18 protein-coding genes are annotated in these 23,903 nt (G+C 71.1%); 9 read left to right on the forward strand and 9 right to left on the reverse strand.

Annotated features, from left to right (window positions below; genetic code table 11):
* Positions 1–230: 230 nt before the first annotated feature.
* Positions 231–1,517, reverse strand: a complete 1,287-nt coding sequence (locus ACWC9T_RS01760) for an amidohydrolase (protein WP_449819082.1) — start codon at positions 1,515–1,517, stop codon at positions 231–233.
* 255 nt (positions 1,518–1,772) lie between these two features.
* Entirely contained in the window at positions 1,773–3,362 is a 1,590-nt protein-coding gene (locus tag ACWC9T_RS01765; RefSeq protein ID WP_449819083.1) for an acyl-CoA mutase large subunit family protein, read from the reverse strand.
* 128 nt (positions 3,363–3,490) lie between these two features.
* Between ACWC9T_RS01765 and ACWC9T_RS01770 the strand changes: the two genes are divergently transcribed.
* From ACWC9T_RS01770 to ACWC9T_RS01800, 7 genes are all read left to right on the forward strand, one after another.
* Positions 3,491–4,246 carry an SDR family oxidoreductase gene (locus tag ACWC9T_RS01770; protein ID WP_449819084.1) on the forward strand — a complete coding sequence of 252 codons (756 nt, stop codon included), beginning with the start codon at positions 3,491–3,493 and terminating at the stop codon, positions 4,244–4,246.
* A gap of 70 nt (positions 4,247–4,316) precedes the next feature.
* A complete protein-coding gene (locus ACWC9T_RS01775; RefSeq protein WP_449819085.1) occupies positions 4,317–5,957 on the forward strand; it encodes an alpha/beta hydrolase in 1,641 nt (546 codons plus the stop codon).
* A gap of 297 nt (positions 5,958–6,254) precedes the next feature.
* The gene (locus ACWC9T_RS01780) at positions 6,255–6,740 is read left to right on the forward strand and encodes a 2-oxo-4-hydroxy-4-carboxy-5-ureidoimidazoline decarboxylase (protein WP_449819086.1); all 486 of its coding nucleotides are present in this window, start codon (positions 6,255–6,257) and stop codon (positions 6,738–6,740) included.
* A gap of 611 nt (positions 6,741–7,351) precedes the next feature.
* Positions 7,352–7,732, forward strand: a complete 381-nt coding sequence (sdhC, locus tag ACWC9T_RS01785; RefSeq protein ID WP_449819087.1) for a succinate dehydrogenase, cytochrome b556 subunit — start codon at positions 7,352–7,354, stop codon at positions 7,730–7,732.
* Between the two features lie 8 nt (positions 7,733–7,740).
* Complete coding sequence (gene sdhD / locus ACWC9T_RS01790; RefSeq protein ID WP_396249945.1) at positions 7,741–8,232, forward strand: succinate dehydrogenase, hydrophobic membrane anchor protein; 492 nt, start codon at positions 7,741–7,743, stop codon at positions 8,230–8,232.
* A gap of 51 nt (positions 8,233–8,283) precedes the next feature.
* The gene (gene sdhA / locus ACWC9T_RS01795) at positions 8,284–10,026 is read left to right on the forward strand and encodes a succinate dehydrogenase flavoprotein subunit (RefSeq protein WP_449819088.1); all 1,743 of its coding nucleotides are present in this window, start codon (positions 8,284–8,286) and stop codon (positions 10,024–10,026) included.
* Positions 10,026–10,796: a succinate dehydrogenase iron-sulfur subunit gene (locus ACWC9T_RS01800; RefSeq protein WP_449819089.1), complete on the forward strand. Its 771-nt coding sequence runs from the start codon at positions 10,026–10,028 to the stop codon at positions 10,794–10,796. Before sdhA ends, ACWC9T_RS01800 begins: the two co-directional genes overlap by 1 nt.
* 437 nt (positions 10,797–11,233) lie before the next feature.
* Here ACWC9T_RS01800 and ACWC9T_RS01805 read toward each other — a convergent pair whose 3' ends face one another.
* Both ACWC9T_RS01805 and ACWC9T_RS01810 read right to left on the reverse strand, forming a co-directional pair.
* Positions 11,234–12,853 (reverse strand): hypothetical protein, encoded by a 1,620-nt coding sequence (locus ACWC9T_RS01805; RefSeq protein WP_449819090.1) that lies wholly within the window; start codon positions 12,851–12,853, stop codon positions 11,234–11,236.
* A gap of 94 nt (positions 12,854–12,947) precedes the next feature.
* Positions 12,948–13,205 carry an SCO4848 family membrane protein gene (locus tag ACWC9T_RS01810; protein ID WP_449819091.1) on the reverse strand — a complete coding sequence of 86 codons (258 nt, stop codon included), beginning with the start codon at positions 13,203–13,205 and terminating at the stop codon, positions 12,948–12,950.
* A gap of 144 nt (positions 13,206–13,349) precedes the next feature.
* On the opposite strand from ACWC9T_RS01810, the gene ACWC9T_RS01815 reads away from it, so the two are divergent.
* Entirely contained in the window at positions 13,350–14,567 is a 1,218-nt protein-coding gene (locus ACWC9T_RS01815) for a D-alanyl-D-alanine carboxypeptidase family protein (protein ID WP_449819092.1), read from the forward strand.
* Positions 14,568–14,591: 24 nt separating this feature from the next.
* Here the strand turns inward: ACWC9T_RS01815 and ACWC9T_RS01820 are convergent, their stop codons facing one another.
* Together ACWC9T_RS01820 and ACWC9T_RS01825 are read right to left on the reverse strand one after the other, a co-directional pair.
* Positions 14,592–15,515 carry a YihY/virulence factor BrkB family protein gene (locus ACWC9T_RS01820; RefSeq protein WP_449819093.1) on the reverse strand — a complete coding sequence of 308 codons (924 nt, stop codon included), beginning with the start codon at positions 15,513–15,515 and terminating at the stop codon, positions 14,592–14,594.
* Positions 15,516–15,564: 49 nt separating this feature from the next.
* The gene (locus tag ACWC9T_RS01825) at positions 15,565–16,563 is read right to left on the reverse strand and encodes a glycosyltransferase family 2 protein (RefSeq protein WP_449819094.1); all 999 of its coding nucleotides are present in this window, start codon (positions 16,561–16,563) and stop codon (positions 15,565–15,567) included.
* A 135-nt stretch (positions 16,564–16,698) separates the two neighbouring features.
* Between ACWC9T_RS01825 and ACWC9T_RS01830 the strand changes: the two genes are divergently transcribed.
* Positions 16,699–20,271 carry a CDP-glycerol glycerophosphotransferase family protein gene (locus ACWC9T_RS01830; protein ID WP_449819095.1) on the forward strand — a complete coding sequence of 1,191 codons (3,573 nt, stop codon included), beginning with the start codon at positions 16,699–16,701 and terminating at the stop codon, positions 20,269–20,271.
* A 657-nt stretch (positions 20,272–20,928) separates the two neighbouring features.
* Here the strand turns inward: ACWC9T_RS01830 and ACWC9T_RS01835 are convergent.
* From ACWC9T_RS01835 to ACWC9T_RS01845, 3 genes are all read right to left on the reverse strand, one after another.
* A complete protein-coding gene (locus ACWC9T_RS01835) occupies positions 20,929–21,417 on the reverse strand; it encodes a 2'-5' RNA ligase family protein (protein WP_449819096.1) in 489 nt (162 codons plus the stop codon).
* A 62-nt stretch (positions 21,418–21,479) separates the two neighbouring features.
* Positions 21,480–22,520 (reverse strand): tryptophan--tRNA ligase, encoded by a 1,041-nt coding sequence (gene trpS / locus ACWC9T_RS01840; protein ID WP_449819097.1) that lies wholly within the window; start codon positions 22,518–22,520, stop codon positions 21,480–21,482.
* A 30-nt stretch (positions 22,521–22,550) separates the two neighbouring features.
* Positions 22,551–23,876 carry a hemolysin family protein gene (locus ACWC9T_RS01845; protein WP_449819098.1) on the reverse strand — a complete coding sequence of 442 codons (1,326 nt, stop codon included), beginning with the start codon at positions 23,874–23,876 and terminating at the stop codon, positions 22,551–22,553.
* Positions 23,877–23,903: the final 27 nt, after the last annotated feature.

The following is a 23,903-nucleotide window of genomic DNA, read 5'->3' on the forward strand; positions in this document are numbered from 1 at the left end:
ACCGTTTGGCGTGGTCGGACGCCACCGTAACGCGCGTAGAACACGGTTGTATTACGGGCTGCCGGAGCATTCGGGTTGTTATCAAACCGTGGTCTGAAGGCCCTCCGAGGGCTCCTTTCCCGTGCACGGACGGCGATCCGAGACTGGTCCGGCCCAGTTTACGGAACCCGCCCGGAACTCCAGATCCCAACAACGCGATCACGTACCGACCACAAGCCGCCGGTAGACGGTCAGTCCCGGTCTTCCTCCAGGGCCAGCGCCGCGAACAGCTCCACACCGATGCCGATCGCCCGCTCGTCCACGTCGAAGCGGCCCTGGTGCAGGTCGCGGACCGTGGTGTCGCCGGGGGGGCGGACGCCGAGCCGGGCCAGCGCGCCCGGGGCGTGCTCCAGGTACCAGGAGAAGTCCTCACCGCCGAGGCTCTGTTCGGTGCTCTCCACCACCTGGGCGCCACTCAGTCCGTCGGAGGGCTCGTGACCCTCGCCCCCGTGGCCGAAGCGGGCGGTCATCGCAGCGTCCAGCCGGGCGACCGAGACCGCCTCGTTGACCACCGGCGGCACCCCGCGGTGGTAGTCCAGCGTCCACTTGGCCCGGTAGGTCTCGGCCAGCTTGGCGATCAGCTCGTGCAGCAGGTCCGGCGCCTCGCGCCAGCCGTCCAGCTCCAGGCAGCGGACGGTGCCCTCCAGTTCGGCGTGCTGCGGGATGACGTTGGGCGCGGAGCCGGAGGCGATCCGGCCCCAGACCAGGCTGACGCCCCAGCGCGGGTCCATCCGGCGGGCCAGTGCGGCCGGGAGCTCGGCGGCCATCCTGGCGACCGCGGTCACCAGGTCGGTGGTCAGGTGTGGGCGGGCGGTGTGACCGCCGGGCCCGTCCAGGTGCAGCACCAGGCGGTCGCAGGCCGAGGTGATCGCCCCGGTGCGCAGGGCGATCCGGCCGACCTCCACCTTCGGGTCGCAGTGCACCGCGAAGATCCGGCCGACGCCGTCCATCCCGCCGGCCTTGATGACGTCCAGCGCACCGCCGGGCATCACCTCCTCGGCGGGCTGGAACACCAGCCGGACCGGGCGGCGCAGTTCACCGGTGCGGGCGGCCTCGGCCAGCACCAGGCCGGTGCCGAGCACCACCGAGGTGTGCACGTCGTGGCCGCAGGCGTGGGCCCGGCCGGGGACGGTCGACCGGTAGGGGACGTCGGTCTTGGCGTCGTCGATCGGCAGCGCGTCGATGTCCGCGCGGAAGGCCAGGAACTCGGTGCCCGGGACGGTGCCGGCCGGGACGATGTCCACCAGCAGGCCGGTGCCGCCGGGCAGCACCCGCGGGTCCAGGCCCGCCCGCACCAGCCGGTCGCGCAGCAGCTCGGTGGTGCGGAACTCCTGGCGGCCCAGCTCCGGGTGCCGGTGCAGATCGCGGCGGAAGGCCACCAGCTCGGGCTCCAGCCTCCTGACCCGCGCGCGCAGTTCGGCGGCGGGGCGTGCGGCGGCGAGGGTAGCGCCCGACTGAGCGGGCTCAGGACGGTTCATCTCCCCAAGAGTAGGCCCGTTGGGGGGATTTGGCCCGACTTCCGGAAAACTAGTCCCCGGATGGGTGCATACCGGCCGGACAGGTGGGTATGACATCTCGTTTCAGCCGCCTTCCCCGGGTTGCTTGCCCTGTGCAACGATCACCCCGGCCGGTGGTCACGGCCACCACCGCCTTGACGGAATCCGGTCATTGACGACGGCTCAGCGCGCCGATCCGGACCCGCCGATCAGGCGCACCGATCAGGCGCACCGGATTCAGAAGCGCTCCACCGGGACGTACGTGCCCCACACCCCGCGCAGCGCGTCGCAGACCTCGCCGACGGTGGCCCGGGCGGCCAGCGCCTCCTTCATCGGGTAGAGCACGTTGTCCGGCCCCTCGGCGGTGCGGCGCAGCACGTCCAGCGCCCGGGTGACGGCGGTCGAGGAACGGCCGGCCCGAAGCCGGGCCAGCCGCTCGGCCTGCTGCCGCTCGATCGCCGGGTCCACCCGCAGCGGCTGGTACGGCTCCTCCTCGTCCAGCCGGAAGCGGTTGACGCCGACCACGGTCCGCTCGCCGGAGTCGGTCTCCTGCTGGAGGCGGTAGGCGGTGCGCTCGATCTCGCCCTTCTGGAATCCCTGTTCGATCGCGGCCACCGCGCCGCCCCGCTCCTCGACCCGGGCCATCAGGGCCAGCGCGGCGGCCTCCACGCCGTCGGTCAGCGACTCGACCGCGTAGGAGCCGGCGAAGGGGTCGACGGTGGCGGTCACATCGGTCTCGTGGGCGAGCACCTGCTGGGTGCGCAGGGCGAGCCGGGCGGCCTTCTCGGTGGGCAGCGCGATCGCCTCGTCGAAGCTGTTGGTGTGCAGCGACTGGGTGCCGCCGAGCACCGCGGCCAGCGCCTGCACCGAGACCCGGACCAGGTTCACCTCGGGCTGCTGGGCGGTGAGCTGCACCCCGGCGGTCTGGGTGTGGAAGCGCAGCATCTGCGAGCGGGGGTCCCTCGCGCCGAACTCCTCACGCATGATCCTGGCCCAGATCCGGCGCGCGGCCCGGAACTTGGCCACCTCCTCCAGCAGCGTGGTGCGGGCCACGAAGAAGAAGGAGAGCCGGGGCGCGAAGTCGTCCACGGCCATCCCGGCGGCGCGCGCGGTCCGGACGTAGGCGATGCCGTTGGCCAGGGTGAAGGCGATCTCCTGCGCCGGATCGGCCCCGGCCTCGGCCATGTGGTAGCCGGAGATGGAGATGGTGTTCCAACGCGGGATCTCGGCCCGGCAGTACCGGAACACGTCCGCGACCAGCCGCAGCGAGGGCTGCGGCGGGAAGATGTAGGTGCCGCGGGCGATGTACTCCTTCAGCACGTCGTTCTGGACCGTGCCGGTGAGCGCGGACGGCGCGACCCCCTGGGCCTCGCCGACCAGCTGGTAGAGCAGCAGGAGCAGGGCGGCGGGCGCGTTGATGGTCATCGAGGTGGACACCCGGCCGAGCGGGATGCCGTCGAAGAGCACCGCCATGTCCTCGACGCCGTCCACCGCCACGCCCACCTTGCCGACCTCCCCGGCGGCGAGCGGCGCGTCCGAGTCGTAGCCCATCTGGGTGGGCAGGTCGAAGGCCACCGAGAGGCCGGTGCCGCCGCCCGCGATCAGCTGCCGGTAGCGGGCGTTGGACTCGGCGGCGGTGCCGAAGCCCGCGTACTGGCGCATCGTCCACGGCCGGCCGGTGTACATCGTCGGGTAGACGCCCCGGGTGTACGGGTACTCACCCGGCCGGCCCAGCCGGGTGTCCGGGTCCCAGCCGGCCAGCGCGTCGGGGCCGTACAGGGGCTCGATCGGGAGGCCGGACTCGGTGCGGCGCGGCTCGGCTGCCATGGGTCCCTCCAGGGGATCGGCGGGGGCACAGGTCGGTCCTCGAAATGTAGAGCGCGACCGGGCGGCGGGGTCGCAGACGCGGTTGAGATGATCAGGTGAACGACCGATGAGCCCCCAAGGGAGTGGCAATGACCGAGCAGAAGGTGGCCGTGGTCACCGGTGCCAGCAGCGGAATCGGTGCGGCGACCGCCCGCCGGCTGGCCGCCGAGGGCTTCGAGGTGGTGCTGACCGCCCGCCGGACGGAGCGGATCGAGGCGCTGGCCGAGGAGATCGGCGGCCGGGGCGGTTCAGCCAGGGCCGTGACCCTGGACGTCACCGACCGGGCCGCCGTGGACGCCTTCGCGGCCGAGGTCGGCCGGGTGGACGTCCTGGTGAACAACGCCGGCGGCGCGATCGGCGCCGAGACGATCGAGCACGGCGACCCGGCCGACTGGCGGGCCATGTACGAGGTGAACGTGCTCGGCGTGCTGCACATGACGCAGGCGCTGCTGCCCGCGCTGCGCGCCACCGGCGACGGCACGGTGCTGGTGCTCTCCTCGACCGCCGCGCTGGCCGCGTACGAGGGCGGCGGCGGGTACGTCGCGGCCAAGCACGCGGCGCACACCATCGCGGCGACGCTGCGGCTGGAGCTGTGCGGGGAGCCGATCCGGGTGATCGAGATCGCGCCCGGCATGGTGAAGTCCGAGGGCTTCGCGGTCACCCGCTTCCGCGGCGACGAGGAGAAGGCCGCCGCCGTGTACGCGGGCGTGGCCGAGCCGCTGACCTCGGAGGACATCGCGGACACCGTGGCGTGGACGGTCACCCGGCCCTCGCACGTGAACATCGACCTGCTGGTGGTCCGTCCCCGGGCGCAGGCCGCCAACCACAAGGTCCACCGCGGCTGACCGACGACGGGCGGGCAGACCGACAGGGGTCAAGATCGAACACGCCACCCCAGGGTGGTACACACATGCGATGAAGACCTTCCGGGCCGCCCGCCCACGCGTCCTGTTGACCGCGCTGGCGGCAGGCGCCCTGCTGCTCACCTCCGCCTGCGACGACACCGCGCAGCCGTCCCGGGACCAGGCCGCCGGCACCAGCGGCGCCACCGCGAGCCGGTCGGCCACCCCGACGTCCAGGCCCGGCGGTGAGGCGGACCCGGCGCTGAAGCCCTTCTACGGTCAGAGGATCAGCTGGTCCGACTGCCCGGCGGACCCCAAGGCCGAGGAGGCCAAGGCCGACATCTCCGGGATGAAGTGCGGCAAGCTGCGCGTCCCGCTCGACTACACCGACCCCGGCGCCGACGCGATCGACCTCGCGCTGGTCAAGTACCCCGCCGGCGACCAGGACCAGCGGATCGGCTCGCTGATGGTCAACCCGGGCGGCCCCGGCGGCTCCGGCGTCGAGATGGTCAAGTACGGCGCCAAGGACTTCGCCGGCGCCCTGCACAACCGCTTCGACGTGATCGGCTTCGACCCGCGCGGCACCGGCGACAGCTCGCCCGTCCTCTGCCTGGACGACAAGCAGCGCGACGCCCAGAACCAGGTGGACTCCCCGCTGGACCCGGCCGCCCGCCGGACCGCCGAGGAGAAGCAGAACGCCGAGTACATCGCCGCCTGCAAGGCCAAGTCCGGCAAGCTGCTGCCCTTCGTCGGCACCCGCAACACCGCCCGCGACCTGGACGTGCTGCGCGCTGCGGTCGGCGACAAGAAGCTCGACTACCTGGGCGTCTCCTACGGCACCTACCTGGGCTCGCTCTACGCCGAGGAGTTCCCGCAGAACACCGGCCGGCTGGTGCTGGACGGCGCGGTCGACCCGGCCGCCGACGACCTGGACTCCGCGATCAAGCAGCGGATCGGCTTCGAGACCTCCTTCGAGCACTTCGCCGCCGACTGCGTCGAGAACCACGCCGACGAGTGCCCGCTCGGCACCGACAAGGGCCAGGCCGCCAAGAAGGCCGCCGACTTCCTGGACGGCCTGATCGACAGCCCGCTGCCCACCAAGGACGGCCGCAAGGTCGGCCGCGACCTGGCCTGGAACGGCGTCACCGCGGCCCTCTACGGCGACCAGACCGAGGACTGGAAGTACCTGCGGGTCGGCCTCGGCATGGCGATGACCATGAAGCGCGGCGACATCCTGCTCGCCTTCTCGGACAGCTACCTGGAGCGGGACGAGAACGGCCACTACTCCCCGATGGAGTCCGCCCACACCGCGATCAGCTGCGCCGACGGCTCCGCCCCGGCGCCCTCGCCCGAGCGCGCCCGGGCCGCGGTCAAGGAGCTCCAGGAGAAGGCCCCGCTGCTGACCAAGGGCGTCACCGCCGAGGACTTCACCGACGCGGCCTGCGAGGGCTGGCCGTACCAGTCACCCGAGAAGCCGCACACCATCCGGGCGGAGGGCGCCGCGCCGATCCTGGTGATCGGCACCACCAGCGACCCGGCCACCCCGTACGCCGCAGCCGAGTCGCTGGCCAAGGGCTTCGCCAAGGCCACCCTGCTCACCCGGGTGGGCGAGGGCCACGGCGCCTTCGGCAAGGGGAACACCTGCATCGACCGGGCCCTGGAGGCCTACCTGACCGAGGGGACCATGCCGGCCGAGGGGACCCGCTGCTCCTGAGCCCACGGCGGTGAACCGGCGGACGAAGGCGGGGAGGGCGATGACGCGAAGGTGTCAACGTCACAACTTGATAGCTCGTCCGGATGAATTCCGCGCGCGCCCTCCCCAACTGATGACGGCTCAACTACCGTTGAGTCGCTGCCTGACCGGCGCCGCGCGCCCCCCGCAGCCCCCATACTTCACCTGCTTCACCACCCCACTCCACCGGCACCTTCCCGCCCTCACGAGGAGGACCCGCTGGCCAGCGACATCCCGCCACAGCGGCTCGACGCCAGCACCGAGCCGACCCTCCTCGGGTTGCACCGCTTCAACGAGGCCGACGCCGGCGCCGCCGAGGAAGCCCTGCTGGCCTGCTGCGGCAGCCACCGCTGGGCGCTCAGGCTCACCGCGCACCGGCCCTACCCCGACATAGAGTCCCTGCTGGCCGCCGCCAGCGAGGCCTCCTACGACCTTCGTCCGGCCGACCTGGCCGAGGCACTGGCCGACGAGAGCTGGATGCCGCAGCCGCTGCTCGGCATGCGGGCGCCCGGCAGCCAGGCCGCGCACACCGCGCTGCGGGCGGCGCACGCCGCGTACGAGGCCCGGTTCGGCCACGTGTTCGTGGTCTGCCTGGACGGCGTCGACCCGGAGGAGATGCTCGACACCGTGCTCTCCTCCATCCGCACCCGGCTGGCCAACGACCCGGACGAGGAGCGGCTGATCTCGGCGGACGAACTCCGGCGGATCGCCCTCACCCGGCTGGAGCACCTGGTCGCCACCCACTCGGAGGCCGGGGCCCGGTAGGGCCCGTCCGGCCCCGGCTTCCTCCCCTCCGCCCGCGCGACGCGCAGCTTGACCACCTGCCGCCGGACGATCCGTTCGTCCGGCACGCCGGCCGGCTCGGTGGCGACCCCGACGGTGGTGGACACCGCGGGGGCCGGCCCGACCCGGGCGAGCACCACACGCTGCGCCAGCACGGCCGTCCCCGATTCATTCGTGAGGGTGAATCCGATCGCCGGGTCCGCTCCCTCGGGCGTGGGCGCGTCCCCCCGGTTCAACCGGTGCCCGGTGCGGATCGGCACCATCCTGCCCGGCTTCTCGGCCGGCGGTGCCGGGGCCGCCGCGGTGAACGAGGCGGACGGACGGGCGGGGCGAAGTGGCACGGACGCCTCGGCAGGGTGTCGGCGGGCGGGGGTTCGCCACCGTAGTGCAGCCAGACAGTCACCCAACGCCACTAAAGTGGGGTTGGTTCCCGTATCACTAGGCCAGAAGTGCCTGATTGATCACACATGGGGGCCCCGGAGGCGGTTCCCGACAAGGCGTCGATAGGATGCTGGCGGCCGGTGGACCGACCCGGCCGGGCTGACCGACACCGAAGCCGGCCGAGCCCCCAATCGCTTCCGGAGGGTTTTTCCGTGCCGGCTGGAACGCTGTACCGCGGCCGGGAAGGCATGTGGAGCTGGGTGGCTCATCGAGTCACCGGCGTCCTCATCTTCTTCTTCCTGTTCGCCCACGTCCTGGACACCGCCCTGGTGCGAGTGTCGCCCGAGGCGTACGACACCGTCATTCAGACGTACAAAACCTGGTACGTGAACCTGATGGAGTACGGCCTGACCGCCGCCATCCTGTTCCACGCGCTCAACGGCCTGCGCGTCGTCGCCGTGGACTTCTGGTCCAAGGGCCCGAAGTACCAGAAGCAGATGCTCTGGACCGTGGTCGGAGTCTGGGTCGTCCTGATGGCCGGCTCGTTCTACGGGATCCTGCAGCACACGCTGATCTCCTGGTTCGGGAAGTGAGCTGAGACATGTCCACGGAAATCTCCGACGCCGTCGTCGTCCCCTCGAAGCAGGCGCACACCGGCAAGGGTCTCGGCACCGGCAACCCGGCCGAAGCCTTCGTCATCGAGCCGCCCCGCAAGCGGACCGCGAAGACCCCGCGCCGCACCCGCACCAACTTCGAGATGCTGGCCTGGCTCTTCATGCGCCTGTCCGGTGTCGTCCTGGTCGCCCTGATCCTCGGCCACCTGATCATCATGCTGCTGCTCGACGGCGGCGTCTCCAAGATCGGGTTCGCCTTCGTCGCCGGCCGCTGGGCCTCGCCGTTCTGGCAGGGCTGGGACCTCCTGATGCTCTGGCTCGCCATGCTGCACGGCGCCAACGGCATGCGTCAGGTCATCAACGACTACGCCGAGAAGGACTCGACCCGGCTCTGGCTCAAGGGGCTCATGGGTACCGCCACGGTCTTCACCGTGCTGCTCGGCACCCTGGTGATCTTCACCTTCGACCCCAACATCTGAGCCGCGAGCACCATCGACCATCGGCAGAGGCCAGAGGCGAGTTAACCCCCCATGCAGATTCACCAGTACGACACCGTCATCGTCGGCGCCGGCGGCGCCGGCATGCGCGCGGCCATCGAGTCCACGCAGCGCAGCCGCACCGCCGTCCTGACCAAGCTCTACCCGACCCGGTCCCACACCGGCGCGGCCCAGGGCGGCATGTGCGCCGCCCTCGCCAACGTCGAGGAGGACAACTGGGAGTGGCACACCTTCGACACGGTCAAGGGTGGTGACTACCTGGTCGACCAGGACGCCGCCGAGATCATGTGCAAGGAGGCCATCGACGCCGTCCTCGACCTGGAGAAGATGGGCCTGCCCTTCTCCCGCACCGAGCAGGGCCGGATCGACCAGCGCCGCTTCGGCGGTCACTCCCGCAACCACGGCGAGGCCCCGGTCCGCCGCTCGTGCTACGCGGCCGACCGCACCGGCCACATGATCCTCCAGACGCTGTTCCAGAACTGCGTCAAGCACGGTGTCGAGTTCTTCAACGAGTACTACGTCCTCGACCTGCTGATCAACGAGGGCAAGACGGCCGGCGTCGTCGCCTACGAGCTGGCCACCGGCGAGATCCACGTCTTCCAGGCCAAGTCGGTCGTGTTCGCCTCCGGCGGCACCGGCAAGATGTTCAAGGTCTCCTCGAACGCCCACACCCTCACCGGTGACGGCCAGGCGGTGGCCTACCGCCGCGGCCTGCCGCTGGAGGACATGGAGTTCTTCCAGTTCCACCCGACCGGCATCTGGCGCATGGGCATCCTGCTCACCGAGGGCGCCCGCGGTGAGGGCGGCATCCTGCGCAACAAGGACGGCGAGCGCTTCATGGAGCGCTACGCCCCGGTCATGAAGGACCTCGCGTCCCGTGACGTCTGCTCCCGCGCGATCTACACCGAGATCCGCGAGGGCCGCGGCTGCGGTCCGGACGGCGACCACGTCTACCTGGACCTGACCCACCTGCCGCCGGAGCAGCTGGACGCCAAGCTCCCGGACATCACCGAGTTCGCGCGCACCTACCTCGGCATCGAGCCCTACACGGACCCGATCCCGATCCAGCCCACCGCGCACTACGCCATGGGCGGCATCCCGACCAACGTCGAGGGTGAGGTCCTGCGCAACAACACGGACGTCGTCCCGGGCCTGTACGCGGCCGGCGAGGTCGCCTGCGTGTCCGTCCACGGCGCCAACCGCCTGGGCACCAACTCGCTGCTGGACATCAACGTGTTCGGCCGTCGCGCGGGCATCGCCGCCGCCGACTACGCCAACGCGAACGAGTTCGTCCCGCTGCCGGAGAACCCGGAAGAGCTGGTCCAGGGCATGGTCGACAAGCTGCGCGAGTCGACCGGCACCGAGTCCGTGGGGCAGATCCGCACGGCCCTGCAGGAGACCATGGACGCCAACGCGATGGTGTACCGCACCGGCGCCACCCTGAAGCAGGCGGTCGAGGACATCGCCGCGCTGAAGGAGCGCTACAAGAACGTCTCCATCCAGGACAAGGGCTTCCGTTACAACACGGACCTGCTGGAGGCCATCGAGCTGGGCAACCTGCTCGACCTGGCCGAGGTGCTGGCCGTCTCCGCGCTGGCCCGCGAGGAGTCCCGCGGCGGTCACTACCGCGAGGACTTCCCGACCCGTGACGACGTGAAGTTCATGCAGCACACCATGGCGTACCAGGAGGTCGCCGCCGACGGCAGCACCTCCATCCGCCTCGACTACAAGCCGGTCGTTCAGACCCGCTACCAGCCGATGGAGCGTAAGTACTGATGAGCACTCCGACTGTGGAGCACTCGGCCGCTCTGGACGCGGTCGAGGCCGGTGGCACCGAGCTGATCACCGTCACCTTCCGGATCCGCCGGTTCAACCCGGAGGAGCACCCGGACCCGGTGTGGGTCGACTACCAGCTGACGATGGACCCGAAGGAGCGCGTCCTGGACGCGCTCAACAAGATCAAGTGGGAGCAGGACGGCACCCTCACCTACCGCCGTTCCTGCGCGCACGGCATCTGCGGCTCCGACGCCATGCGGATCAACGGCCGCAACCGGCTGGCGTGCAAGACCCTGATCAAGGACGTCAACCCGGAGAAGCCGATCACGATCGAGGCCATAAAGGGCCTGACGGTCCTCAAGGACCTGGTCGTGGACATGGACCCGTTCTTCCAGGCGTACAAGGACGTCATGCCGTTCCTCATCACCAAGGGGAACGAGCCGACCCGCGAGCGCCTGCAGTCCGCCGAGGACCGCGAGCGCTTCGACGACACCACCAAGTGCATCCTGTGCGCCGCGTGCACGTCGTCCTGCCCGGTGTTCTGGAACGACGGCCAGTACTTCGGCCCGGCCGCCATCGTCAACGCGCACCGCTTCATCTTCGACTCGCGCGACGAGGGTGCCGAGCAGCGCCTGGAGATCCTCAACGACCGTGAGGGCGTGTGGCGTTGCCGCACCACCTTCAACTGCTCCGAGGCCTGCCCGCGTGGCATCGAGGTCACCAAGGCGATCCAGGAAGTGAAGCGGGCGCTGGTCACACGCCGCTTCTGATCCCCTGGTCCCCGTCTGACAGGCCGAAGGCCCCGCCCGATCGCTCGGGCGGGGCCTTCGGTTTCCGCTAGTCCGTGACTTCGCAGGTGGGGTTTTAGGTTTCCAGCCAGCGGGGTCGGGTTTCGTCGATGCCGAGGAGTTCGAGCAGCCGCGGCCCGGGCCAGGCGTTTGGCGCGAGCGGCCTGCTGGCCCTTGGCGTTGCCGGTGGAGTGGACCAGGATCCGCGCAGCCGGTGCACCGGGTCGCTCTTGCGCGGCCCGGTCATGACGTGGACGTCCTCCAGGACCCGGTAGGAGTCCCGCTGGTCGGCGGGGGTGTTCCGCCCCCGGTCGCGGTCGTTGACGTAGTCGACCAGTTCGGCGGACTCCGTGTCGAGGGCGGCGTAGACCTCCGCCTTGACCTGGGCAGCCGGGACGTGTCATGTGCGGAGGATGGGGCTAGTTCAGCGCACCGAGGTCGTTCGGCTCGCTCCAGCCGCTGTACATCACGAGGTGCCGGTCGGCCGCGACGGCCCACAGGTCCGGCTTGCCGTCGCCGTCCGCGTCGCCCGAGCTGCCGAGCGTCGGGTACTTGTCCACCGTGAAGCCGCTCGCGACCACGTCCGCCTTCGGGTCCGCGAGGGCGGAGAAGTCGAAGGTGCCGTCGGCCTTCTTCGGGATCGGGTACGCGTGCAGCTCACCGGTGGCCCGGTCGCGCGCCCACAGAGCAAGGTTCCCGGAGGCGTCCGGGCCGGGGGCGATCAGGTCGTAGCCGCTCCAGGCGCCGGAGGTGGTGAGCTTGCGGACCTTCTGGAAGCCGAAGGTGAAGTCGCCGCCGGCGTGCAGCCAGAGGTTGCCGCCTTCGAGGGTCACCAGCGACGGGGTGAAGCCGCCGGTCACCGGGCCCAGCGCGACGAGCTGGTCCACCTTCGACCAGTCGGAGGCGTAGTCGGCGGGGCACGCCGCGGAAGCCCCGGTGTCGTTCACACAGCGGGTCGAGCGCTGAGCCCCGGTCCAGCCCTGGGTGAACGAGCCGTAGTCGAAGTTCCGGTACTGGTAGAGCCAGCCGTCGCCCGGTTTGTGGACGAAGAGGTCGTCGGAGGACGGCGCGTGCTGGTTCGACCAACCCCGGTGGGCCACCTGGAACGGCGCCCAACTGCCGTCGTGCGGTGCATGGGCGCCCGCGATCACCGAACTGGGCGTGATGTCGGACGCGTTGGCGCTGATGTACTGCAGGTTGCCCTGAGCATCGGGCAGCAGGATGTCCGCGACGCCGTCCCCGTCGACGTCGCCGAGGGTCTTCGGCGGGTTCGGGTTCGAGGGGGCGTAGAAGCTGTAGGACGCCCCGCCGACGTTGCCCGCGTAGTCGATCACCTGGATGTTGAGGTTGTTGCTACCCCAGTTCAGGACCTTGAGATCGAGCGTCACCGTACCGTCGTCCTCCGGCGTGACGGCGTCCGGCGAGCTGCAGCCGCCCACCCCGAGGTAGTCGAATCCGTACCGGACACAGGCGACGCCGGAGGCCTCCCCGCCAGCCGGGGCGGGGTCGGCGGTCTTGAGGACGAAGGTCCCCTTCTGGCCTGCGTACTTGGTCGCGGTGCCACCGGAGCCGCTCGCCGGGAAGTCGGTCGAGGAGACCGTGACGGTCGGAGACGTGGTGTCCACCGTGAAGTGGCAGTCCGCCGACGGAGCGGAGGCCTGCTGTCCCTGCAGGGCCCAGGCGTGCCAGGCGTAGCTGTGCCCGTCCACCAGGCCGGGAACTGCGACCTGGGCCTGCTGGCCGTACGCCTGGGCCTCGCGGGTGAACACCGGGTCCTCAGCGCCCGTGGTCACGTCCCAGACGCCGAACCGGGCGCCGGTGCCGGTGACCTTGGCGTTGACCGTCGGGCCGTTGATGGACCGGCCGATCCAGGTCGGATCGCCGGTCGAGTCGCAGGCGGCGGTGTTGTAGTCGATGCCCTGGCTGGTGCCGAGGACGGCCGGCCCGGTGTCGGCCACGGCCGCCGTCGGCGCGAGCAGGCCCGCAGCCACGGCCGCCGCGGTGACCCCGCCGAGCCTGCGGGCACGCGAAAGTGTCATGGAGATTCCCCACCCCTTGTGATCAGCGCGTCCGGTACGCGCGTGAGAGCGGTGAGGATCTTGCCAGTGGGGACCGACAGCAGCAATGGGGATTTCAGTCCACGGCGGGGCTGCGGCGGGTGGCGCGCAGGCCGCGCACGCCGATGGTGCCGACGGCGATGCCGAGGAGGAAGGAGGTGACGGCGAGCAGGAGGTGGATCCAGAAGAAGGCGGTGGGCTGGGAGTGGTCGCCGTTGACGAAGGCCTGGCCTCCGGAGTCCTTCCACAGGTTCTTGACGAAGGTCGTCCAGATGATCACCGACCAGACGCCGAAGGCGGTCAGGAACCAGGAGGTGCGGCGGCTGAGCTTCATGCGGGGTCCTCGGCGGCGGTGTGGAGGCGGTGTGCAGCACCCCCAGTATGCGCGGGCCGCCGATCGGCGTACGGCGGGCCCCTCGTGGGGAGGACCGCTGCGGCGTGGCGAACGGTGGCGGCGCTGACTGGGTACGGTCTGCGGGTGACTGCACGCCATCGAAAGCTCGCGCACCGGCTCGTCGCCGCCATCGCCGTCCTCCCTGCGCTGCTCGCCGCCCCGGGGGCGGTCGCGGCCCCGTCCGAGCCGGCTCCGTCGGCCGTGGTCGGGGGCGGCCAGCTCGGCCAGTCCGGGGTCCAGGTCTCGCCGCTGACCGGCGCGCCGGCGCTCCCGGGAGATCTGACCGGTCAGTCCTGGATAGTCTCCGACGCCGCCACCGGGGACGTGCTGGCGGCGTACAACTCCCATCTGCGGCTGCCACCGGCCAGCACCCTGAAGATCCTCTTCGCCGACACCGTGCTGCCGAAGTTCGACCGCAACGCGGTGCACAAGGTCGCGGACGAGGAGATCCAGGGGATCGGCCCCGGCAGCAGCCTGGTGGGGATCAAGGAAAACCTCGAGTACCGCGTCGAGGACCTGTGGCGCGGGGTGTTCCTCAGCTCGGGCAACGACGCCGTGCACGTCCTCGCGCACATGAACGGCGGCATCCAGCGGACCGTCGCCGAGATGCAGGCGCGCGCGGACGCCCTCCAGGCGCGGGACACCAAGGTGATCTCCCCGGACGGCTACGACATGGACGGCCAGGTCTCCTCGGCCTACGACCTGTCGCTGTTCGCCCGGGCCGGGCTGCGCAACCCCGACTTCCGGACGTACTGCGCGACCCGGTCCGCGATGTTCCCGGGCGCGGTGGACCGCAACACCGGCCAGCGCGGCAGCTTCGGGATCGCCAACACCGACCGGCTGCTGGGCAAGTACCCCGGCCTGATCGGCGTGAAGAACGGCACCACCACCAACGCCGGCTCGACCTTCGTGGGCGCCGCCGAGCGAAACGGCCGCACGCTGCTGGTGACGGTGATGCACCCCGCGTCGTACCAGAAGGTCTACGACGAGACGGCCGAACTGCTGGACTGGGGCTTCTCGGCGGCCGGCAAGGTCCAGCCGGTGGGCCGGCTGGTGGACGAGCTGCCGGCCGGCGACGCCGAGCCGACCGGCCAGGCGGGTGAGGCCTCCGCACTGCCCGAGCCGCCGCCGCACCCGTCGTCGTCCGCCCCGGCGGCATCGGCCGCGTCGGCCGCATCGGATGACGGGGACGACTGGATCGACGTCGCCGGCTGGCTCGCGGTCGTCGCGGTCGGGGCCGTGGTGGGCGCGTGGGCCCTGACGGTGCTGCGGCGCCGAACGACCTGGCCCTCGAACGGCTGAGGGTCGCCCTACCCCGGCCCGGCCTCACGCGGGAGGTCGGGCCGCTTCCATCTCGTCCGCCGCCGCCAGCAGCGCCCGGCCGTGCGCCCTGGTCCGCTCCCGGGCGGCCTCCGGGTCGGCCGTCGCCGTCCAGGCCACGCAGTACATCAGCAGCCGGCAGACGACGTTGATCCACAGCAGCAGCGCCACCGGCGTGGCGAAGGCCCCGTACAGGCTCCGCCCGGCGACCGAGCCGAGGAAGGAGGCCAGCAGCAGCTTCAGCAGTTCGAAGCCGACCGCGCCGATCAGCGCGCCGCGCAGCAGGTCCCGGCGGTGCTGGCCGGTGATCCCGGGGAAGGGCGCCAGCAGGTAGGCGAAGAGCAGGGTGTCGCACCCCATGGAGATCAGCACGCCGACCCCGGTCAGCAGGTAGCCGCTGCCGAGGCCGATCTCGTCGGCGATCCGCCCGGCGAGCGTCGTCCCGGCGGCAGAGGCGGCCAGCGAGAACAGCGACACTAGGCCGAGGCCGCCCAGTACCGCGACGTCCCGCGCCTTGCGCAGCACCGGGTTGCCCTTCTCCTCGGGCAGCTGCCACAGGTCCCGGATCGAGGTGCGCATGGTGTCCACCCAGCCGAGGCCGGAGATCAGCAGCAGCGCACCGCTGACCAGTCCGACCGTGCCCGCGTTGGCCACCAGGGACGGCAGGTCGAGCGCGTCCGAGATGCCGGGCAGCTGCTCGGAGATGCGCTTCTGCAAGGCGTCCACCTGGCTGTCGTCGAGCGTCGCGACGGCGATCGCCAGGCCCACCGTGAGCAGCGGGAAGAGGGCGAGGAATCCGAAGAAGGTGACGGCCCCGGCCAGCCGGTTGCCGCGGGCGGCGGCGAAGTACTCGTACACCCGGTACGGGCGGCTGCGCAGCACCCGGGTCGCCAGGGGGCCGATGACCGGAAGGCGGGTCAGGAATTCCACCCGACCGGTTATACCGGCCCGTCCCCCGAACGGCCGTCAGGCACAGGTCCTAGCGCTTGACGAGTCGGCGGGCCTTGGCGAGGGCGCGGACGGCCTGGTAGGCGCCGTAGCGGCCCTGGCTGAGCAGTTCGGTGCGCACGCCGTCCACGCCGGCCGGCGGGCGGTAGCCGGCCGGGCGCAGCCGGGCGCAGTGCGCGGCGGCGCGGCGGAAGTACTCGCGGCGGTCGCCGGCCGGGACCCGGCCGGGCTTGGCGACCACGGTGTTGAGGTGGTGCAGCATCTTGCCGTAGACGACCGGGCGCCAGCGGTCCAGGTCGGGGCGGCGGTCGAGGAAGGCGAAGACCAGGTCGTACTGGGCGAACACGTCGAAGTGCTTGCGGCTGGCGGTGGCCAGGATGTTGCCGCCCTCCTGGCGCTGGCGGTAGTGCACGCCGACCCGGTCGAGCAGGGTGATGCTGGCGGCTGCGAGCAGCGCCGGGTACGTCCAGGGGGTGTCCTCGTAGTAGCCGGCCGGGAAGACCAGCTGCTGCTCGGCGATGAAGGCGCGGCGGTAGGCCTTGTTCCAGACGACCTGGAGCAGGTCGAGCAGGTCGGGGCGGGCGGCGAGGTCGAAGACGTCCGGGGAGGCGGCGCCGAAGACGTGGCCGGAGGCGGCCCGGGTGATCCGGCCGTCGGCGTAGGTGCGGGCGTAGTCGTAGACCAGGACGTCCGGGTCCCCGGTGGCGGCGAGCCGGTCGTCGACGGCCTTCAGCAGGCCGGGGGTGAGGGTGTCGTCGCTGTCGAGGAAGACCACGTAGTCGCCGGTGGCGACCTCCAGGCCGGCGTTGCGGGCCCGGCCGAGGCCGACGTTCTCCGGCAGGTGCAGCACCCGCACCCGGGGGTCGGCGGCGGCCGCCTCGTCCAGCATGGCGCCGCAGCCGTCCGGGGAGCGGTCGTCCACCGCGATCAGTTCGACATCGGGGCCGTCCTGGCCGAGGACCGAGTCGAGGCACTCGGCGAGGTAGTCCTGGACCTGGTACACGGGGACGATCAGGCTGAAGCGGGGCACGGGGCCCAGCGTAGTGGCCCGGGGAGGGGCCCCGAGCCCGGAGGTAGGATCGGGGCGCACGTACGCACCGATTCGATGTGCGGCCAGGCCCCCACCGGGCTGCCACGCTCCTCCCGAGAAAGGCCTGCGTAGCCGATGGCTCCCCGCCTCTCCATCGTCGTTCCGATCTACAACGTCGAGCGCTATCTCGTCGAATGCCTCGACTCGATCGCCGCCCAGACCTTCACGGACTTCGAGTGCGTCATGGTCGACGACGGTTCGAAGGACGACAGCGCGGCCCTCGCCGAGGCGTACGCGGCCAAGGACTCCCGGTTCCGGCTGGTCCGCCAGGTGAACAAGGGCCTCGGCGCGGCCCGCAACACCGGCATCCGGCACATCGACCCGGACGCCGAGTTCCTGTGCTTCGTGGACAGCGACGACTCGATGCCGCCCAGCGCGTACGAGCTGATGATCAACACGCTGGACGAGACCGGCTCGGACTTCTGCACCGGCAACGTGCTGCGCTTCCGCGCGGTGGGCTACTACCAGTCCGGCGGGCACGTGAAGCCGTTCAAGGCGACCAAGCTCAAGACCCACATCACCGAGATCCCGGCGCTGGTCACCGACCGCACCGCGTGGAACAAGGTGTACCGCCGCTCGTTCTTCGACGCGGCCGGGCTGCTCTACCCCGAGGGAATCCTGTACGAGGACGCGCCGGTCAGCGTCCCGCACCACTACCTGGCCAAGAGCGTGGACGTGCTCTCCGAGCCGATCTACCACTGGCGCGAGCGCGAGGTCGGCGAGATGTCGATCACGCAGATGCGCACCAACCCCAAGGGCCTGGTCGACCGCGTCGCCTCGGTCGAGCTGGTCCGCGGCTGGCTGAAGAAGCAGACCGGTCCGCGCTTCGCCCAGTACCTGCGCTCCTACGACGAGAACACCCTCGTCGAGGAGATCCCGATGTTCTTCTGGTCCGTCGTGGACGGCGACAAGGAGTACCGGGACGCCTACATCCAGCACGTCGGCCGGCTGCTCCGGGCGATCGGCCCCGAGCAGGTCCGCAAGCTGCGCGCGCCGCTGCGGCTGAAGTACCACCTGACCCTGCAGGGCCGGATCGACGAGTTCGTCGAGCAGATCAAGTACGAGGGCGAGAGCAACGGCGGTGTCCAGGCCCGCGGTCTGCTGCGCCCGTACGCCGACTACCCGTTCCTGCGCGGCGGGCGCAAGAGCGTGCCGGCCGGCGTGCTCAAGCTGGACAATTCGCTGGTCATGCGCAGCCGGCTGTACGAGAGCGCCTGGGTGGGCGGGAAGCTGCGGCTGACCGGGCACGCGTACCCGGAGCAGCTGGGCGCGGCGACCAAGCACGACATGGTCCGCACGCTGGTGCTGCGCGAAGCCAAGGGCCGCCGGGTCATCGCGGTGCCGATGAAGACCCAGTACAGCCCCGAGGCCACCGCGAGCTGCAGCCACGACCTGTACAGCTGCGACTGGTCCGGCTTCACCGTCTCCCTGGACCCGAAGAAGCTCAAGCACCGCGGCCAGTGGAAGGACGGCCACTGGCGCGTCCTGGTGGCCGGCGCGGGCAAGGGCGGGGTGTACAAGGGCCGGGTCTCGGCCGGCTGGAGCGACACCGCGGAGTACATCCCGGCGCACTGGGTCGAGCCGGACGTGCGGATCGTGCCGTGGGTCCGGGAGAACTTCGTCTACCTGCACGTGGAGAACGTCAAGGCCCGGGTGACCGGCCTGGCCGCGCACGGCGGCCGGGTGGAGGTCTCCGGCGCCGCCCGCTCCGGGGTGAGCTTCGCCGGGGCCCGGCTGCAGCTCACCCACCTCGAGTCCGACCGCGAGCTGTCCTTCCCGCTGGAGCTGAGCGCGCCGGTCGGCGCGCTGCAGCCGTTCACGGCTTCCTTCCCGGTCGCGGAGCTGACCGCCGTCCGCGAGGCCTGGGCCGAGCTGGACCCGGTGGCCGCCGAGCGCAGCCGCGACCGCTGGGACGCCGCACTGCTGCTGGCCGACGGCAGCACCGTCCGGCTGGCCTGGGACGACCGCAACGCGCCTGAGCAGCTGCACCTGCCGCTGGACCCGCAGTCCTCGGGCGAGCCGCGCCGGGCCCTCTACTCCAAGCCCTCCCCGGGCGGCCACCTGCAGTTCTGCGACCAGCTGCTGCAGCCGCTGGTGGACGAGGTGGCCTCGCGCGGCGCCGACGGCTTCCTGCTCAGCGGTTCCTTCCCGCTGCCCGGCGCCCACCGCTGGGAGCTGGTGGTCCGGCACCACTGGCGCGAGGAGGAGCACGTCTACCCGGTGGAGATCTCGGACGGCCGGTTCCGCACGGCGCTGCCCGCCGTGCCGACCGCCTCCTTCGCCGGGCGGGTGCCGCTCGCCGCCGGTACCTGGAGCGTCTTCTTCCGCCCGGTCGGCGTGCCGGTGGCCGACCTGCCGGACTCCTCGGCGCTGGTCACCCCGGGCTGCTTCGCCGCACTGCCGCTGGAGGTGGAGTCCCGCGGCAAGCGGATCGGGCTGGAACGCCGCTACCACGACGGCCTGTCGCTGGAGTCGCACGCGGCGCTGCTGCCCGAGGAGCGGGCTGGCTACCGCCAGCGCCTGCTGCGCACGGACCACTACCCGACCGCCCGCCAGCTGCCGGTTCGCGACACGGTGCTGTACAACGCCGGGCACGGCAGCGTGTACGCGGACTCGCCGAAGGCGATCCACCAGGAGCTGGTCCGCCGCGGCCTGCCGCTGGAGCACCTGTGGGGCAGCGACGACCTGCAGGCCGACCTGCCGCAGTCGGCGACCCCGATCCGGCTCTGGAGCCCGGAGTGGTTCGAGGCGCTGGCGACCGCCAAGTACATCGTCACCGGCACCCACCTGCCCGACTTCTTCGTCCGCCGCCCCGGCCAGGTGGTCCTGCAGACCTGGCAGGGCACCCCGCTGAAGCAGGTCGGCTTCGACTTCGAGAAGGTCTGGTTCACCGACTCCAACTACCTCAAGGGCCTGATCCGCGAGATTCCGAACTGGAGCCTGCTGGTGGCCGGCAACAGCTGGTCGGCGCCGGTGCTGAAGCGCGCGTTCGATTTCAAGGGCGAGATCCTGGAAAGCGGTTCGCCCCGGAATGACCTTCTGTTCGCGGCCGACCGGGAGAAGACGGCCGAACAGGTTCGCGAACGGCTCGGCCTGCCCGAGGGCAAGCAGGTCGTGCTGTACGCGCCGACCTGGCGCGAGGACCGGCGCCGGCCGAACGGCGGCTACCAGATCGACCTGCGGATCGACCTGGCGGCGGCCAGGGCCGCGCTCGGTGACGACCAGGTGCTGCTGGTGCGCCGGCACAACATGATGTGCGGCCAGATCCCGGGCGCCGGCAACGGCTACATCTGGGACGTGGGCAGCTACCCCGACATGGCGGAACTGCTGCTGATCGCCGACGTGCTGGTGACCGACTACTCGGCGAGCGTGTTCGACTTCGCCACCACCGGCAAGCCGATGCTCTTCTTCACCCACGACCTGGAGCACTACCGGGACAACCTGCGCGGCTTCAGCCTGGACTTCGAGGCCGAGGCGCCCGGTCCGCTGCTGGCCACCTCCGAGGAGCTGGTCGCCGCGCTCGGCCGGGTGGACGAGGTCGCGGCCGAGTACGCCGACAAGGCGGCCGCGTTCCGTGAGGCGTACTGCGACCTGGACGACGGCAAGGCCTCCGCCCGGGTGGTCGACGCGATGCTCCGCAAGGAGTAGTCACAGGCATCCTCCGAGGCGCCCGGCGCGGTTCGCGCCGGGCGCCTCGGCGCTTCCGGAGGCAGCCGAGCAGGCGCCCCTTTCGCGTCGGCCTACTCGAAGGACGAGGGGACGGGGAAGTACGCCTTCAGGAAGGCGGTGATGGTCATGGGCTGATCACGCCGCGAGCGCCGGGTGGCGGCACAGAGGCGTGACGGGCAAGGCTGGGCAGAGTGCGGAGCGGATCGCCACAGGAAGGCAAAGCGGCGTCAATAGATCATCAGAAAACGATGAGAAGAAAGGAGTCTGTCGCGCGTCGCAACGGGGATCAATTCAGATGAAGTCGAATAAAGCGACCGACTGGAACGTGACGTGACTCGCAAATGAAAAAGGGCCCGGTCGCGATTTCTCCCCTGCCGCAACAATCAGCGGTAACGAAGAGCGACCGGCACGGATGACGTGACGTGTGAACAGCTTGCGCGCGTACCGTTCCGAGGTCCTCGGCGCTGGTCGTCGAGGGTCTGGCCGACGAGGGCGCTCCGGCCCGATGGCACGGCCGACGGATGGTTCGCTGCCCTGCCCCCGTGCGCGCGACGCCGACAGGGCGGTGCGCGGTTCCACGGGCGCAGGGTCTTCAGACGCACGGGTAGACGGAAACCAGCCCGAAGGAAGGCCGGCTCAGGAGAAGGAGTAGCCCCGCCAGGGCCGCCAGACCTCGTCCGCGTCGAAGCGGGAGAGCGAGAAGCCCGGGACGGTGAAGGACGCCCGGAAGCCGCGCGCCTGCTCGTACGCCTGGTCCAGCACGTCGTCCGGCAGTCCGTGCGCGACCGTCACGTGCGGGTGGTACGGGAAGGCCAGCTCACGGGCCAGCGGGCCGGAGCGGACATCCGCCTCCAGCAGTCGGCACTCCTGCGCGCCCTCCTCGACCCGGACGAACACCACCGGGGAGACCGGGCGGAAGGTGCCGCCGCCGCGCAGCAGCATCCGGAACGGCCGGTGCGCGGCCGCCACCGTGGCGAGGTGCTCCTCGATCTTCGGCAGCAGCTCGGCCGGCACCTCGGTCGGCGGCAGCAGGGTGACGTGCGTCGGTATCGAACGGGCCTGCGGATCTCCGTGCCCCGCCCGGGCGTCCTGGATCCGCGCCCCGTACGGATCCGGGACGCTCACGGACACGCCGATGGTGACGACCTCCGGAAGGTCGCCCCCATCGGGCAGGTGCGTGAGGGGAGTCACCGCTTGGCGGCCGGGAGGAAGCCGATCCGGTCGTACACCGTCGCCAGCGTCTCGGAGGCCACCGCGCGGGCCTTCCCGGCACCGACCGCCAGCACCCGGTCCAGCTCGGCCGGGTCGTCCAGGAAGGTGCTGGTGCGCTCCTGGAAGGGGGCGACCCACTCGGTGAACAGCTCGGCCAGCTCGGTCTTCAGGGCGCCGTACATCTTGCCCTCGAAGTGCGCGACCAACTGCTCGACCGACTGGCCGCTGAGCGCGGAGTGGATGCTCAGCAGGTTGGAGACGCCCGGCTTCTGCTCCTCGTCGTAGGAGACGACGGTGCCGGTGTCGGTCACGGCGCTCTTGAACTTCTTGGCGCTGACCTTCGGGTCGTCCAGCAGGCTGACCAGGCCCTTGGGCGAGGAGGCCGACTTGCTCATCTTGATGCCCGGGTCCTGGAGGTCCATGATCTTCGCCGTCTCCTTGAGGATGTACGGCTTGGGGATCGTGAACGTCGGGCTGTAGCGCGAGTTGAAGCGCTCCGCGATGTCGCGGGTGATCTCCACGTGCTGGCGCTGGTCCTCGCCGACCGGGACGGCGTCCGCCTGGTAGAGCAGGATGTCCGCGATCTGCAGGATCGGGTAGGTGAACAGGCCGACGGTGGTGCTGTCGGCGCCGTACCGGGAGGACTTGTCCTTGAACTGGGTCATCCGGGAGGCCTCGCCGAAGCCGGTGAGGCAGTTCATCACCCAGGCGAGCTGCGCGTGCTCGGGCACGTGCGACTGGACGAACAGGGTGCAGTGCTCCGGGTCCAGGCCGGCGCCGAGCAGCTGGGCGGCGGAGATCCGGGTGTTCTGGCGCAGAGTCGCCGGGTCCTGCGGCACGGTGATCGCGTGCAGGTCGACGACCATGTAGAAGGCGTCGTTCTCCTTCTGCAGGTCGACCCACTGACGCACCGCGCCCAGGTAGTTGCCGAGGTGGAACGAGCCGGAGGTGGGCTGGATGCCGGAGAGCACCCGGGGACGGTCCTTGACCGGACCAGTGACCGCTGCGTTGACCATGCGGGCCATTGTTCCAGTTCCACCGGTCGCTCAGGAAACGTCCGCCCCCGGAGGTTCGGCCGGTGTGACGGCACTCACCCTCACCCGGGCGATCCGCCGGCCCTCCACCTTCGCCACCGTCAGCAGCACCGCTCCCCCGCCGTCGAGCGGGATGCGGGCCTGGTCACCGTCCCTGGGCAACCGGCCCAGCGAGGCGACCAGGCAGCCGGCCACCGTCTCGTACGGGCCCTCGGGGAGGGACACGCCGGTCTCCTCCTCGAAGTCACCCAGGTTGAGCAGGCCGTCCAGTTCCATGCCGCCGCCGGCCAGCCGGCGGGTGGTGGTGGTCTCCGGCCGGTCGTACTCGTCCCGGATCTCGCCGATCACCTCCTCGACCAGGTCCTCCAGGGTGACGATCCCGGCGGTGCCGCCGTACTCGTCCACCACGATGGCCAGGTGGTGGCCCTCCCGGCGCATCTCGCCCATCGCCTCCAGCACCAGCTTGGTGCCGGGCAGCAGCTTGACCGGGCGGGCCAGGTCGCGGACCTTGGCGGCCTGCTCGCCACGGGCGCCGTACAGGTCGCGGACGTGGACGAAGCCGACCACGACGTCGGCACTGCCCTCGACCACCGGGTAGCGGGAGTGCGGCGAGGTCTCGGCCTGGTGCCGTACGGCGGCCAGCGGGCGCTCGGCGTCCAGGAAGGTCACCTCGGTGCGCGGGACCATCACCTCGCGCAGCTGACGCTCCCCGGCGGCGAACACATCGGCGATCAACGCCCGTTCGTCGCTGCCCAGTTCGGTGTTGGCGGCGACCAGGCCGCGCAGTTCCTCGGAGCTCATCGAGCCGCGCCCGGCCGCCGGGTCGCCCCCGAGCAGGCGGACCATCAGATTGGTGGAGTGGCCGAGCAGCCAGATCACCGGCCGCAGCACCACCGACATCACGTCCACCACGGGGGCTGCGACCAGCGCGATGGACTCGGCGCGCTGCAGGCCGATCCGCTTGGGGGTGAGCTCGCCGAGCACCAGCGAGACGTAACTGATCACCAGGGTGAGGCCGACCAGGGCGAGCGCGTCGGCCACCCCCTGGGACAGCCCGGCGTCGACGAACAGCGGGGCGACCTTGCCGGCCAGGGTGTCCGCGCCGAAGGCGGCGGACAGGAAGCCCATGCAGGTCACCCCGACCTGGACGGCGGCCAGGAAGCGGTTGGGGTCGGCCGCCAGGTGCGCGGCCCGGGCCGAGCGCCGGGTGCCGTGCGCCTCCAGCGTCCGGATCTGGCCCTCGCGCAGCGAGATCAGCGAGATCTCGGCGACGTTGAACAGCCCGCCCAGCAGGATGAAGACGAGGACGAGCGCGGCGTCCCCGAGGGTTTCGTTCACAGCGGGCCAGTGTAGGTGGCCGGTGTG

This window comes from Kitasatospora sp. NPDC001159, assembly GCF_053598235.1.